Source organism: Bradyrhizobium sp. LA2.1, assembly GCF_040547725.1.
Lineage (GTDB): Bacteria > Pseudomonadota > Alphaproteobacteria > Rhizobiales > Xanthobacteraceae > Bradyrhizobium > Bradyrhizobium barranii.
In genome coordinates, this window is record NZ_JBEPQI010000003.1 from 164444 (window position 1) to 178508 (window position 14065).

The 14065-nt window shown below is 65.0% G+C and carries 13 protein-coding genes; 4 read left to right on the plus strand and 9 right to left on the minus strand.

The features are described from left to right. Window positions 1-65: 65 nt before the first annotated feature. Window positions 66-713 carry a TetR/AcrR family transcriptional regulator gene (locus ABIB95_RS06315; RefSeq protein WP_208085646.1) on the plus strand — a complete coding sequence of 216 codons (648 nt, stop codon included), beginning with the start codon at window positions 66-68 and terminating at the stop codon, window positions 711-713. On the opposite strand, the gene ABIB95_RS06320 is transcribed toward ABIB95_RS06315, so the two are convergent. From ABIB95_RS06320 to ABIB95_RS06335, 4 genes are all read right to left on the minus strand, one after another. Next, entirely contained in the window at window positions 710-1360 is a 651-nt protein-coding gene (locus ABIB95_RS06320) for an aspartate/glutamate racemase family protein (RefSeq protein WP_354119603.1), read from the minus strand. The genes ABIB95_RS06315 and ABIB95_RS06320 overlap by 4 nt on opposite strands. 148 nt (window positions 1361-1508) lie before the next feature. Next, window positions 1509-2522, minus strand: coding sequence for an amino acid ABC transporter substrate-binding protein (locus ABIB95_RS06325; RefSeq protein ID WP_063984716.1), 1014 nt, complete (start codon window positions 2520-2522; stop codon window positions 1509-1511). Window positions 2523-2534: 12 nt separating this feature from the next. Continuing rightward, window positions 2535-3884, minus strand: coding sequence for an aspartate aminotransferase family protein (locus ABIB95_RS06330; RefSeq protein WP_354238257.1), 1350 nt, complete (start codon window positions 3882-3884; stop codon window positions 2535-2537). Between the two features lie 3 nt (window positions 3885-3887). Then, entirely contained in the window at window positions 3888-4760 is an 873-nt protein-coding gene (locus ABIB95_RS06335) for a MurR/RpiR family transcriptional regulator (protein ID WP_354238258.1), read from the minus strand. A gap of 87 nt (window positions 4761-4847) precedes the next feature. Here ABIB95_RS06335 and ABIB95_RS06340 point away from each other — a divergent pair, with 87 nt between their 5' ends. Next, window positions 4848-6035, plus strand: coding sequence for an amino acid ABC transporter permease (locus ABIB95_RS06340; protein WP_085403949.1), 1188 nt, complete (start codon window positions 4848-4850; stop codon window positions 6033-6035). Between the two features lie 2 nt (window positions 6036-6037). Further along, complete coding sequence (locus ABIB95_RS06345) at window positions 6038-7147, plus strand: amino acid ABC transporter permease (RefSeq protein ID WP_354238259.1); 1110 nt, start codon at window positions 6038-6040, stop codon at window positions 7145-7147. A gap of 433 nt (window positions 7148-7580) precedes the next feature. On the opposite strand, the gene ABIB95_RS06350 is transcribed toward ABIB95_RS06345, so the two are convergent. Then, window positions 7581-8999, minus strand: a complete 1419-nt coding sequence (locus ABIB95_RS06350) for an amidase (RefSeq protein WP_354238260.1) — start codon at window positions 8997-8999, stop codon at window positions 7581-7583. A 114-nt stretch (window positions 9000-9113) separates the two neighbouring features. Continuing rightward, window positions 9114-9890 carry an SDR family oxidoreductase gene (locus ABIB95_RS06355; RefSeq protein WP_014496907.1) on the minus strand — a complete coding sequence of 259 codons (777 nt, stop codon included), beginning with the start codon at window positions 9888-9890 and terminating at the stop codon, window positions 9114-9116. Between the two features lie 159 nt (window positions 9891-10049). On the opposite strand from ABIB95_RS06355, the gene ABIB95_RS06360 reads away from it, so the two are divergent. Continuing rightward, window positions 10050-11123, plus strand: coding sequence for a tartrate dehydrogenase (locus ABIB95_RS06360; protein WP_354238261.1), 1074 nt, complete (start codon window positions 10050-10052; stop codon window positions 11121-11123). A gap of 126 nt (window positions 11124-11249) precedes the next feature. On the opposite strand, the gene ABIB95_RS06365 is transcribed toward ABIB95_RS06360, so the two are convergent. The 3 genes from ABIB95_RS06365 to ABIB95_RS06375 all read right to left on the minus strand — a co-directional run bounded on the left by ABIB95_RS06365 (window position 11250) and on the right by ABIB95_RS06375 (window position 14055). Next, a complete protein-coding gene (locus ABIB95_RS06365; protein WP_354238262.1) occupies window positions 11250-11891 on the minus strand; it encodes a suppressor of fused domain protein in 642 nt (213 codons plus the stop codon). 167 nt (window positions 11892-12058) lie between these two features. Continuing rightward, complete coding sequence (locus ABIB95_RS06370) at window positions 12059-13132, minus strand: malate/lactate/ureidoglycolate dehydrogenase (RefSeq protein ID WP_354238263.1); 1074 nt, start codon at window positions 13130-13132, stop codon at window positions 12059-12061. A gap of 11 nt (window positions 13133-13143) precedes the next feature. Further along, entirely contained in the window at window positions 13144-14055 is a 912-nt protein-coding gene (locus tag ABIB95_RS06375) for an NAD(P)-dependent oxidoreductase (RefSeq protein WP_354238264.1), read from the minus strand. Window positions 14056-14065 lie beyond the last annotated feature (10 nt).

The window sequence follows — 14065 nt, forward strand, 5'->3', positions numbered from 1 at the left end:
TTATATGCTATTACATTCGCGGCGGGCTTCCCCTGTCAAGCGCAAACTTATAGGCTTGACGTAACATGCGTTCACAACTCGTCCGTAAGCCGGAGAATACTTACCACCATGGCGATCTCCGTGACGCCTTGATCAAGGCCGCGCTGCGCGAGGCGGAGCAGGGCGGCGCCGAGGCGATCAGCATCAAGGCGCTTGCCAAACAGCTCGGCGTCTCGCAGCCGGCGCCGTATCGGCATTTTGCCGACCGTGATGCGCTGCTAACGGCGGTGACGGCGGAAGCGTTCCGGCAGCTCAGTGCACTTCTGCGCGAGGCGATGGCGAAGCCGTCGAAGCAATCGAAACTGTCGCGGCTGGCGCAGGCGACGCTCGATTTCGGTCTGCGCCGCAACGGCATCTATCGCCTGATGTTCGCTTCCCGCACCGTGTCATGCGCGGCAAAGGGCAGCGAGCTGCACGACGCCACGCGCGAGACTTTCGCGCTGGTGATCGAGGCCCTCGAGGCGCCGGCGGTCGGCTTCTTGCGCGAGCGGCAAGCGCTCAAGATCTGGGCGGCGTTGCATGGCGTCGTGATGCTGGCCGAGCAGGGCCTGTTCACCGGCGAGGCCGCGCATGCCACGCGCGAGGAACTGGTCGAGGACTTTGTGAACGAAACGAAGGCCGCGCTCGTTGCTGCGATCAAGGATGCACGACGTCGGAAAAAGTCCGGCGCCTAGGCCTTCGCTTTCAGTAGCCTCATCAGCTTGTCGACCGCGCTGTCCGGAGTCGTCACGACCGGGCGTCCGGTGGCTTCGGCGACCAGCGGCGCGGTCGCCGCGATGCTGAATTGCGCAAGCGCAATGACGTCGCAATCGCGCAAGTCCTTTGAAGCCTCGACAATCAGCCTGTCGTGCGTGGCGCGGTCGCCGCGATCGAGCGCGGCCAGCGCGCCCTCGGCGAGTTTCGGCACGACCTGGGCGGAGGCCGGAAACTCCGGTGGCATCGAGGCCAGTGTCGGCGGGAAAGTCGAGAGCAGGCCGATGCGCTTGCCCATGGTCACGGCCTGCTCGATCATCGCCTCGTTCGGCTTCAGCACGGGCATCGGCGCATGCGCGCGCGCGACGGCCTCGATGCAGGGGCCGAAGGCCGAGCAGGTGAACAGGATTCCGTTCGCTCCCGTAGCTGCCGCATAGTCGCCGAGCGCGAGGAAGCGCTCGGTCATGGCATCGTTGAGCACGCCGTCGCGGGCCAGATCCGCCGACAGGCTGTCGTCGAGCAGGTTCATCAGCCGCGCCTCTGGCCACGCCTTCGCGAACGCAGCCTCGATCGGCGCGATGGAATGCTTGAGGGCGTGGATCAGGGCGATGCGTGGGGGCGTCGTCATTGGAGGTGATTACCTGACAGGTCTCGCGCCCCGGACGCAGCGCAATGCGAAGTATTGCGCTGCAGAGCCGGGGCCCATTGTGGCCGCTGGGTCCCGGCTCTGCGCAGCATCGTTACACGCTGCAGCGCGTCCGGGACACGGGAGACACTTACTTGAACGGCACCGCGTACATCAAGCCGCCCTTGCTCCAGAGGCCGTTGAGGCCGCGGTCGAGCTTGAGCGGGCTCGCCTTGCCGACATTGCGCTCGTAGATCTCGCCGTAATTGCCGGTGGCCTTGATCACGGTCACCAGCCACTTGTTGTCGAGACCGAGCCGCGAGCCGAGGTCGCCGGAGGCACCCAGCAGGCGCTGGACCGCCGGCGTCTGCGACTTCGCCATCTCATCGACATTGCCTTGCGTGACACCGAGCTCCTCGGCCTCGATCAGGCCGTAATGCAACCAGGTGATGATGTCGCTCCAGACTTCGTCACCATTGCGGGTGAACGGCCCGAGCGGTTCCTTGCTGATGGTCTGCGGCAGCACGACGTAGTCGGCCGGATTCGGCGCCGCGGTCGTGACCGCGCCGGCGAGCGCGGAGGCGTCCTGGGTCATGGCATCGCAGCGGCCGCCGAAGAAGGTCTGGTACATGGTGTCGACGCGGTCGAACACCAGCGGCTTCCAGTCGATGCCGTTGGCGCGGCCGTAATCGCCGAGCGTGACTTCATGCGTGGTGCCCTGCGCGACGCAGACAGTCGCACCCTTCAAATCCTTGATCTCCTTCACGCCGAGATCCTTCTTCACGACAAAGCCCTGGCCGTCGTAGAAGTTGACCGGCCCCTGGCGGAGGCCCAGCGTCACGCCGCGCAGATAGGTCTGCGTCGAGTTGCGGTAGAGTACGTCGATCTCGCCCGATTGCAGCGCGGTGAAACGATTCTGCGCGGTCAGCGAGACGTAGCGCACCTTGCTGGCGTCGCCGAGCACGCCGGCCGCGAGCGCGCGGCAATAATCGACGTCGAGACCCTTGTAATTGCCCTGCGAGTCCGGCGCGGAGAAACCGGCAAAGCCGGCGCTGACGCCGCAGATCAGCGTGCCGCGGCTCTTCACCGTGTCGAGCGTCGCCGCCGACGCGGCAACCGTCGATGCCGCGAGCATGCCGGCTACGATAACCACTTTCCTCATCATATGACTCTCCCCTCAGTGATTGACACTACGCAACACGTTGTCGACGGCGGTGCCGAGCTTGTCGACGATCAGATTGATCTCGTCAGCCGAAGCGATATAGGGCGGCGCCAGCAGCACATGGTCGCCACGGACGCCGTCCACGGTACCGCCGCCGGGATAGCAGCCGAGCCCATTGGCGAAGGCTTCCGCCTTGATCTTCTGGTTCAGCTTGAGCGCGGGATCGAACGAGGTGCGGCCGGCGCGGTCGGCGACGAGCTCGATCGCCCAGAACAGGCCGCGGCCCCTGATATCGCCGACATGGCGGTGATTGCCGAAGCGCTCGGTCAGCCGCTGCTCGAGCTGTTTGCCGCGCTCCTTGACGCGGTCGAGCAGGCGGTCCTCGCGGATCACATCCTGCACCGCGAGCGCGGCTGCGCAGGCGAGGGGATGCGCCAGATAGGTGTGGCCATGCTGGAACGCGCCGGAGCCTGCGCGGATGGTATCGATGATCTTGCCGCTCGCGAGCATCGCGCCGATCGGCTGGTAACCGCCGCCGAGGCCCTTTGCGATCGCCTGGATATCAGGAGCGACGCCCTCCTGCTCCCAGGCGTGCGTCGTGCCGGTGCGGCCCATGCCGCTCATGACTTCGTCGAGGATGAGGAGGGCGCCATGCCGGTCGCAGATCTCGCGCACCGCCTTGAAGTAGCCGTCCGGTGCCGTCACCGCACCGGCAGTGGCACCGACGACGGGCTCGGCGAGGAACGCGGCGACGGTGTCGGGGCCAAGCCGCTGAAATTCGCCTTCGAGCTCCGCGGCCAGTCGCGCCACGAACTGCGCATCGGATTCGCCCTCGTGCTTCTCGTGATAGGCAAAGGCCGGCGTCACATGGCTGAAGGCACCGGACAGCAGGGGCGCATAGGGCGCGCGCCGCCAGGCATTGCCACCGGCGGCGAGCGCGCCGAGCGTGTTGCCGTGATAGCTCTGCCGCCGCGCAATGAAGTGCTGCCGCTGCGGCTCGCCGCGCTCGATGAAATATTGCCGCGCCAGCTTGATGCTGGCTTCGATCGCCTCCGATCCGCCACTGACGAAATAGGCGTAGGCGAGACCGCCGGGTTCGTGCCCGACCAGCGTCTCGGCCAGCGCCTCGGCCGGCTCGGAGGAGAAGAAGGCGGTGTGCGCATAGGCCAGCGTCGAGGCTTGACTTGCCATCGCCGCGATCACGCGCGGATGCTGATGGCCGAGGCAGGAGACGGCTGCGCCGCCGGAGGCGTCGATCACGCGCCGCCCGTCCTCGGCGAAGAGATAGACGCCTTCGCCGCCGATCGCCTTGGGCGGCGTTTCGCGCAACGAACGGTGCAGCACGCGGCTGGTGCGAGCGGCCATGGGTCAACCTTTCTCTGAAACGTATGTGGAGGCCGCGGCGAGCCGCGCCTCGGTGGTTTCCAGGCGCTTCTTCGCGGCCGTGCCGCCGAGCGAGAATGTTACCGCCGCGAGCGATTGCGCAATCGCGATGGCGCCCGTGAGACTCGGGAAGAAGCCGGGGGACGAGGCCGCCTCGAACAGCAGCACGTGGTCGGCGCCTTCTGCCATCGGCGCTGAGAGGCTGTCCGCGATCGCGATCAGCGCTGCGCCGGCACGATGGGCGGCCTGCGCAACACGGACGCTCGCATGCGTGTAGGGCAGGAAGCCGATGACGATGACGGCTTCGCCGGGACGAAAGGCGCCGAGATCGAGATCGTCGGGGCCGGATGCACCGACGAGTTGCACCTGTTCGGGACGGAACAGCCGGAGCTCGTAGTTCAAGAGCTCCGCGACGCCCCGGCAGCTTCGGTAGCCGGCAATCCAGATCCGCTTGGCGTCGTGCAGCGCGCGGGCTGCATCCGCAATCGGCTGGGCCGGAATGCGCAGAAGGCCGGCGCCCTCGGCCGCGAGCTTGTCGGTGACGAGCGCGACATCGGCGTTCGGGCCGTGACGGCGGCTCTTGGCGCGGCCGGAGAAAGGTGAGATCTGCGATGGCCGCCGCGCTTCGGTGAGCGCCGCGCGCAACTGGTCCCAGCCGGAATAGCCAATGGCCTTGGCAAGCCGCGTGAATGCGGCCGGGTCGGCGCCGGCTTCGGCGGCGAGATCGCGCATCGAACGGGTGGTGGCGTCGTAATCATTGGCGGCAACGAAGCGGCCGACCTCCTGCAGGCGCAGGGGGAGCGATGGTAACGCAATGCGCAGTTCGCTCAAGGGCGAGGATTTCGCGGGCTCGGCCATGAAACATTTGTTGCACGCTTTTTAGATTGGTGCAACAGTTGACGTGCGCCGCCGGAAATCGTTGCTCGCCAGAAGGATTTTTGTGCTGTGACTTCAGACAGTCCAAGACCGCCGCCCCGCCGTCGCTTCTTCGGCGGATTTGGCCGCCGAGAGCTGCAAGGCCTGTTCTGGCAGGTGCTCGTCGTCGGGATCGTGCTTGGGGTTGTCGCCTTCCTCTGGTCCAACACCGTCACCAATCTCTCGGCCCGCCGCATCACCACCGGCTTCGCTTTCCTCGGCCGCGAAGCCGGCATGCCGATCGCCGACAGCCTGCTCGCCTATAATCCGAGAGACACGTACCTGTGGGCCTTCGTCGTCGGCATCGCCAACACCTTGCGCGTCGCCGTGATCGGCATCGTGCTCGCGACGATCCTGGGCACGCTGATCGGCATTTCGCGTCTCTCCGCCAACTGGCTGCTGTCGCGGCTCGCTGCCGTCTATGTTGAAACGCTCCGCGACATCCCGCTGCTGCTTCAGCTCCTGTTCTGGTACGTGTTGATGCAGGCGCTGCCGGCCGCGCGCGCGGCGTGGCGGCCGGTCGAGGGCGTGTTTCTGTCCAATCGCGGCCTGATCCTGCCGGCGATCCCGCTGGGCTCGCCGCAGCTCTGGGTGCTCGGTACAGCCGTGCTCGGGCTTGCCGTGTTCTATCTCATCAGGCGATGGCTGATCGCGCAGCAGATGCGCGACGGCAAGCCGCGGCCGGCCTGGCCCTTTGCGGTTGGCCTCATCGTCGCGCTGCCGGCGGCAATGTCCGTGGCGCTTGGTGTGTCCTGGAAGATCGAATGGCCGGAGCTGCGCGGCTTCAACTTCGTCGGCGGGCTGACGCTCGCGCCGGAATATTTCGCGCTGCTGATCGCGCTCGTGACCTACACCTCGGCCTTCATCGCCGAGATCGTGCGCAGCGGCATCCAGTCCGTGCCGCGCGGACAGTGGGATGCCGCCAATGCGCTCGGCTTGCGCCGCAGCTTCATGCTGCGGCAGATCATCCTGCCGCAGGCGCTGCGCGTCATCGTGCCGCCGATGACGAGCCAGTATCTCAACCTGACAAAGAACTCCTCGCTCGCGGTCGCGATCGGTTACCAGGACGTAGTGTCTGTCGCCAATACCACGCTGAACCAGACCGGGCAGGCGATCGAGGCGATCGCGCTGATCATGGCGGTGTTCCTGACCATCAGCCTCGGCATCAGCTTCTTCATGAACTGGTACAATTCGCGCATCGCGCTGGTGGAGCGCTGATCATGACGGCGATCACCGACATTCCAGACGCTCCGCGTGCTGCCCGCCGCCCGCAGATGGGCAATCCGGTGCTGCGCTGGCTGCGCACCAATTTGTTCTCGTCGATCCCCAATGCCATCCTTTCGGTCGTGTTGCTGGCGATCCTCGCCAAGGGCATCTTCAGCTTCGTGCAGTGGGGCATCGCGAATGCCGTGTGGCTCACGCCGGCAAACGACTCGAGCGCCTGCCGCGCCGCGCGCGGCCTCGGTGCCTGCTGGGCGATCATCCCCGAAAAATATCGCTTCATCCTGTTCGGCACCTATCCGTTTGACGAGCAGTGGCGGCCGGCGCTGTCGGTCGTGCTGTTCATCGCGCTGTTCTATCTCTCCACCCGCCGCGCCCTGTGGCGGCGCGAGCTGGCCTATATCTGGATCGGCGCGCTGGCGCTGATCAGCGTACTGATGTGGGGCGGCGTGTTCGGCCTCTCCTTCGTCTCGCAGGACCGTTGGGGCGGATTGCCGGTGACACTGATCCTGGCGACGTTTGGATTGGCCTTTGGTTTCCCGCTCGGAATCCTCGTGGCACTCGGCCGGCGCTCAAAGCTGCCGGCGATCCGCTCGCTCTCGGTGCTCTATGTCGAGCTGATCCGCGGCGTGCCATTGGTGAGTCTGTTGTTCATGGCGAGCGTGATGTTTCCGCTGTTCATGCCGAGCGGATTCAACATCGACAAGCTGTTGCGCGCGCAGATCGCCATCATCCTGTTCGCGGGCGCCTACCTCGCCGAAGTCATCCGTGGCGGCCTCCAGGCCGTGCCGCGCGGGCAATATGAGGCCGCCGATGCGCTGGGGCTGTCCTACTGGCGCAAGCATCGCCTGATCGTGCTGCCGCAGGCGATCCGCCATGTCATCCCGCCGCTGGTCAACACCTTCATCGCCTTCTTCAAGGACACGAGCCTGGTCCTGATCATCGGCATCTTCGACCTGCTGACGACGGCGAAGACCGCGATCATCGATCCGGCCTGGCAGCAATTCTCGGTCGAGGTCTACATCTTCGTCGCCGCGATCTACTTTGTCTTTTGCTTTGCGATGTCGCGGTACAGTCGCGGCCTGGAGGCGAATACCGCCTCGAGGTGAGCGGCTTTCCCCGCCGCGGGAGCGAGCCAGAAGCGCTGGAAGCCTATACTGGAGCGCGAAATGCTTATGCCGTGCCTATATCGCGTGCCTGGATTCAAACTGGCAATCCTACGCGGCGAGATCCATCTGCAATTTGCTGGTGGCACTCACAAGAGGCACGTCACATCATGATGAAATCAGTTCTCGCAGCGTCGGCCATGCTGGTCGCGCTTTGCTCCGCCGCCTCTGCCCACGAGGCAATGAATCACTCGCACATGGCTTCGGCGGCCACTGCCCAGATGTCGGAATCGCATCCGAACTCCTTCGCCTTCGCCGCTCCAACGGATGAGGCCGGATACGATGCGCATCGGTATCACGGCGGGCCGAAAGCGAACGACTAGGGTCTGACCGGCGCACGGCGGGGACGGCCAAGTCCCCGCCGGTGCGGCTCGCGTTATGCCTTCACCTTGGGATCGATCGGCGTGGAGCCGCGCAGACCCAGAATATCCTCCAACACCTTCGCGCCGGCGATCACCTGCGCATCCGCGCGCGGGGCGCCGACGACCTGCACACCGACCGGGAGGCCAGACGCCGTGAAGCCGCAGGGCAGCGACAGCGACGGGCAGCAGGCGAGCGTGATGGCGTAGACGATGCCGAGCCATTCGACATAGTTCTCGAACTTCTTGCCGGCGCATTCGGCGACATAGCGGTGCTCGATCGGGAAGGGCGGTACGATCGTGGTTGGCGTCAACAGCAGGTCGTAGTTTTTGAAGAACTCGATTGCGCGCGCAGTCATGCCGACGCGTTGCGCCTCGGCGCGCGCGAGCTGCTCGACGGTGAGCTTGAGGCCTTCCTCGATGTTCCAGATCACCTCGGGCTTCAGAAGGTCGCGCTTGGTTCGCAGCAGATTGGCCTTGGTGATCGCGAAATCGAAGGCGCGCAGGACGTGGAAGCATTCATGCGCCTCGCGCCAGTCCGGATGCGCTTCCTCCACGATCGCGCCAGCCTCCGCAAAGCGTTCAGCGGCCTTGCGCGTGATCGCCTTGACCTCGGGATCGACCGGCGTGATGCCGAGATCGGGCGAATAGGCGATGCGCTTCGGCTTCTTGCCCGACTGCGCCGCCGACAGGAACGAGGTCGCAGGTGCGGGCAGCGAGAGCGGGTCGTCCGCATAGTCGCCGCTCATGGCATCCAACAACAGCGCAAGATCCTCGACGTTGCGCGCCATCGGCCCCACCACGCCGAGATTGCGGTCGATCGCCGATTTGGGGGTGTGTGCGACGCGCCCGATGCTCGGCCGCATGCCGACCACGCCGCAGAAGGCCGCGGGGCTGCGCAGGCTGCCGCCCATGTCGGAGCCCTGCGCGAGCCAGGCCATGCCGGTGGCCAGCGCCACCGCCGCGCCGCCGGAGGAGCCGGCCGCAGACTTCGTCGTATCCCAGGGATTGAGCGTCGCGCCGAACACTTCGTTGAAGGTGTTGGCGCCGGCGCCGAATTCCGGTGTGTTCGACTTGGCGTAGACGACCGCGCCATTGCCTTCGAGGTTCTCGACCATGAGATCGGACTGCTTGGGCACATTGTCCCTGAAGATCGGCGAACCCTGTGTGTTCAGCACGCCCGCGACGTCGGTCAGGTCCTTGATCGGCACCGGCAGGCCGGCGAGCAGCCCGCGCGCGCCGGCCGGCTTCTGCATCAGCGCCTTGGCGTTGTCCCGCGCGCGATCGAAGCATAGCGTCGGCAGCGCGTTGACCTTGCCGTCGACCTCACCGATGCGCTTCTCCAGCACATCCAGAAGCTCGAGCGGCGAGACGTCGCCGGATCGCAGCTTGTCGACGAGGGCGCGTGCGGTTTCGCGGATCAGGTCTTGAGACAACTATTTTACTCCTGTGCTTATTGTGTCGTCATTGCGAGCGCAGCGAAGCAATCCGGACTGCCACAGCGGATGCATTCCTGGATTGCTTCGCTGCGCTCGCAATGACGGGAAAAACTAACCCCAGCCCGCGCTGATGCCGCCATCCACGGTATAGATGACCCCCGACGTATATCCGGCGCGATCAGACGCCAGGAACGCCATGAGATCGCCGATCTCGCGCGCATGCGCGGGCCGGCCGAGCGGCAGGCTCTTCTGGAATTCCTTGTAACGGCTCTCATCGCCGAACTGGTGCTTTGCCCGCGTCTTGAGCAGGGTGACGTGGCGATCAGTGCCGACCGGGCCGGGATTGATGCCGACCACGCGGATGTTGTCGGCGAGGCTCTTGCCGCCGAGCGCGCGGGTGAAGGCCATCAATGCGGCGTTGCCGGCGCTGCCGCAGATGTAATTGGCGTCGAATTTTTCGCCGGCCGCGCCGATGTCATTGACGATGACGCCGCCGCCCTTCGCCTTCATCTGCGCGTAGATCTGCCGCGTCAGGTTGATGTAGCCGAACACTTTCAATTCCCAGGCGTGCCGCCAGGTCGCCTCGTCGATCTTGTCAATCGAGCCGCCGGGAATGTCGCCGGCATTGTTGACGAGCACGTCGATGTCGGCGGCTTCCCTCGCGAGCCGCGCCACGTCTTCGGCCTTGCGCAGGTCCACGATGCTCGTCGCGGCATCGATCTGGTGCGCGGAGCGCAGGCGGTCCGCCAGCGCCTTGAGCTGGTCGCCGCTGCGGGCGGCGAGCAGGAGGTTTGCGCCTTCCTCGGCAAACGCCTCGGCGGCGGCTGCGCCAATGCCTTTGGACGCGCCCGTGATCAGGACGCGCTTGCCACGCAGATGCAGATCCATGAAGGGTACTCACTCGGTGGGAACATCAGGATCAAACCAGTAGGCGCTCGGCCGCGCCACGGTCAACATTGCAGTGCAGCGTTGCACTGCTGCCGAGTTTGGTCCATTGCAGTGCGGTCAAAAAGGCGGCGGCTGCCGGACCAACCAAGGACGTTCTCGATGAGCAAGAAACAATACCGGATTGCAGTCATTCCCGGCGATGGCATCGGCAAGGAAGTGATGCCCGAGGGCCTGCGCGTTCTGGAGGCAGCGGCGAAGAAGCACGGGGTGTCCCTGCATTTCGACCATTTCGACTTCTCGTCCTGGGACTATTACGAGAAGCACGGCCAGATGATGCCCGACGACTGGAAGGAAAAGATCGGCAAGCATGACGCGATCTATTTCGGCGCCGTCGGCTGGCCGGCCAAGATTCCGGATCACGTCTCGCTGTGGGGGTCGCTGATCAAGTTTCGCCGCGAGTTCGACCAGTATGTGAATTTGCGCCCGGTGCGGCTGATGCCCGGCGTGCCGTCGCCGCTGGCGAACCGCAAGCCCGGCGACATCGATTTCTGGGTGGTGCGCGAGAACACCGAAGGTGAATATTCCTCCGTCGGCGGCCGCATGTTCCCGGACACCGACCGCGAGTTCGTCACGCAGCAGACGGTGATGACCCGCATCGGCGTCGACCGCATCCTGAAATTCGCTTTCGAGCTCGCACAGTCGCGGCCGAAGAAGCACCTGACCTCGGCGACCAAGTCCAATGGCATCTCCATCACCATGCCCTATTGGGACGAGCGCGTGGAGGCGATGGCCAAGAAATTCCCGGGCGTGAAGTGGGACAAGTACCACATCGACATTCTGACCGCGAACTTCGTGCTGCATCCGGACTGGTTCGACGTCGTGGTCGGCTCAAATCTGTTCGGCGACATCCTCTCCGATCTCGGCCCGGCCTGCACCGGCACCATCGGCATCGCGCCATCAGGCAACATCAATCCCGAGGGCGATTTCCCCTCGGTGTTCGAGCCGGTGCACGGCTCGGCGCCCGACATTGCGGGGCAGGGCATCGCCAACCCGATCGGCGCGATCTGGTCCGGCGCGATGATGCTCGAGCATCTCGGCGAGAAGGAAGCCGGCAAGTCGATCGTCGAGGCGATCGAGCGCACGCTTGCCGAACGGACGCTGCGAACGAAGGACCTCGGCGGCAACGCCGACACCACCGCCTGCGGCAAGGCGGTTGCGGATATGGTGGATTGAGGCGAGGCGAGCTGCGTAGGGTGGGTTAGCCGAAGGCGTAACCCACCACTGTTCGTATCCGCAGAGACAGAAGAGGTGGGTTACGCCGAGCAACTGCGCTTCGCGCAGTTGCAGGGCTAACCCACCCTACACATACGATTTCCGCGTCGCATCGAAGATCGGCGGATAATTGTTCTCGTCGAGCAGATCGAGAAACGGGTCGAGTCCCCTGGACTTGATGAGGCCGAGCTCCTGATGCGAGATCAGGTTCACGGTCAGGATCTCCACGGGATCGCTCGCGATCTCCAGCGCCTCGGCGATCTGCTTATCGGGGCCGATGATCGGTGTGAGAAACAGGAACGTCTGGAAGTCCGTTCCTGCAACCGGCGGACACGGCAGCGCGACGCGATGACCAAAACCGAACCAGGTCGTGTCGATGAACGGCAGATTGGCCAGCCAGCGCAGATTGGCGCAAACCTCCTCTGTCGGCTCCCGGACATACCACATCAGCTCGGCACGCGGCTTCGCGTCCCCATGCACTCCCGGCATCCGCTGCTCGCTCATGCCGTTGGTGACAAGGACATAACCTTCGTCAGATCCCTCTTCGCACACCGGCACGAAATCGCGGCCAAAGGCGTGGATGTCGATGCGGCGCTCCGCGCTGCCGGTGAAGCTGTGCTCGGGCTCGCCAAGCTCGCTTTCATAGATCGCGAGCCGGTGCCGGTAGAAGTCGGTTTCGGGTAACGGCTCGCTCGAGCCGGACATGAGCTTTGCAAGACGGGAGAACATGTGAACCTCGGGGGCGGATGTGGACCGGGATATCCGCGTTGTCGTGAGACGACGCGGGCCGGTTCAAATCCGCTCCACGAGTGCGGTGATGCTTCGCTTTAGTCCAGACCTCGTTGCGCGATAGTGCACTTCGCCGGGCTATTCTCAGCGATGCGCTTCGTTCCCGACTACCCCGCGATCTTCTCGATCGCCGCCTGATCCAGTCCGAACTTCGTCCCGGCCTCCAGGATTTCCTGCCACGTCGTCGGGTCGACCGGAATGCCTTCGGCCAGACGCTTCTTCCTGGTCTCGCGCTCGGGATCGCCGGCGATCTTCACCTTGTCGACGCCGGGAGCGGGCGGCGAGCCGGTGTGCCAGGCAACAAAACTCTCGACCTCGCTCGCAAGGTTGTCGCCGGTGCCGAGCTTGTTCGGGTCGATGACGATCGAGAGCATGCCGTTGAGGACGTTGTACTTGCCGTCGGACGGGCCCTTGACCACCTGCCCGCCGGACAGCGCGCCGCCGAGGATTTCGCACACCAGCGCGAGCCCCGAGCCCTTGTGCTCGCCGAACGGCAGGATGGCGCCGTGCGGCGGGATCACGGTGTAGCGCGGATTGGTGGTCGGCTTGCCTTCGTTGTCGATAATGGTGCCGGGCTCGAGCTCGACGCCCTTGTTGTGGGCGACGCGGGTCTTGCCTTGCGCGATTCTGCTGGTGGCGAAGTCGAGCACGATCGGGTCCTTGCCCCTGCGCGGGATGCCGACGCAGAACGGGTTGGTGCCGTGGCGCGCATCGCTGCCGCCCCACGGCGCCACGATCGGGCGCGAGATCACGTTGACGAAGTGGATCGAGACCAGCCCGTGGTCGATGCACTGCTCGGCCCAATGGCCGATGCGGCCGATGTGGTGCGAGTTGGAGAGGCCGACGAGACACACGCCGTTGCGCTTGGCGCGCTCTGCCGCCAGCTCCATCGCCTCGTGCCCGATCACCTGGCCATAGCCGGTGAGGCCGTCGAGAGTGAGGAGCGGACCGGTGTCGAGCACGATCTTGACGTGCGCGTTCACGGCGAGGCCGCCCGTGGTGACGCTCTGGACGTAGCGCGGGATCATGCCGACGCCGTGCGAGTCATGTCCTCTAAGATTGGCCTCGACGAGGTTGGTGGACACGAGCTCGGCTTCGCGGTCCGTAGATCCGCCCGCCTTGACGATGGCGCGGATGGCGTTGGTGAGCGGCTCTGCCTCGATGGTGCGGTAGTCGGCCATTGTAGTTGCTCTTATCCTTTCACAATCCGGCGGCAATGAACCCATGCCGCTTCAATGAGGTTCTCGCTCGCTTCCGGCGTGCGGAAGGCCGAATGCGCCGACAGCGTCACGTTTGGAATCTTCGTCAGCGGATGGTCGCCGGGCAGGGGCTCGGTGTTGAAGACGTCGAGGCCGGCATGGCGGATGTGGCCGGACTTCAGTGCGTCGATCATCGCCTGCTCGTCGACGACCGCGGCACGCGCGGTGTTGATCAGGATGACACCGGGCTTCATCGCAAAAATCTTCTCGCGCGTGATCATGCCGCGGGTCTCGTCGTTGAGCAGCAGATGCAGCGACACGACGTCGCTTCTCGCCAGCAGCGTGTCGAGATCGGTGAACTCGACGCCCGGATGGCTCTTTGGCGACCGGTTCCAGGCAATCACCTTCATGCCTGAGCCGACCGCAATTCGTGCGACTTCCGCGGCGATGCCGCCGAAGCCGATCAGGCCGAGCGTCTTGCCGGTGAGCTGCATGCCATCCTCGCGCAGCCAATTGCCGACGCGCATCTCGCGGTCCATCATCGCGATGACGCGGGCAGAGGCCCACATCAGGGCGATCGCGGACTCCGCGACTGCCGTGTCGCCATAGCCCTTGATCAGATGCACGGAGATGCCGAGCTCGGCGAGTTCTTCCGGATTCATGTAGCTGCGCGCGCCGGTGCCGAGGAACACGACGTGCTTGAGGCCGGCGCATTTCTTCGCGACCTCGGTCGGAAGCGCGGTGTGGTCGACGATGGCGATCTCGGCGCCATCGAGGACTTCAGGATATTGCTCGGGCTTGATGTCGGGATCCCTGTGGATCCGCACCTCGGGGTCGCCGGGCTTCCCCAGCCGCTCCATGATCACGGCGAGGGCTTCGTTGGCGTCGACGAAAACTCCGCGCATGGCTCTCTCC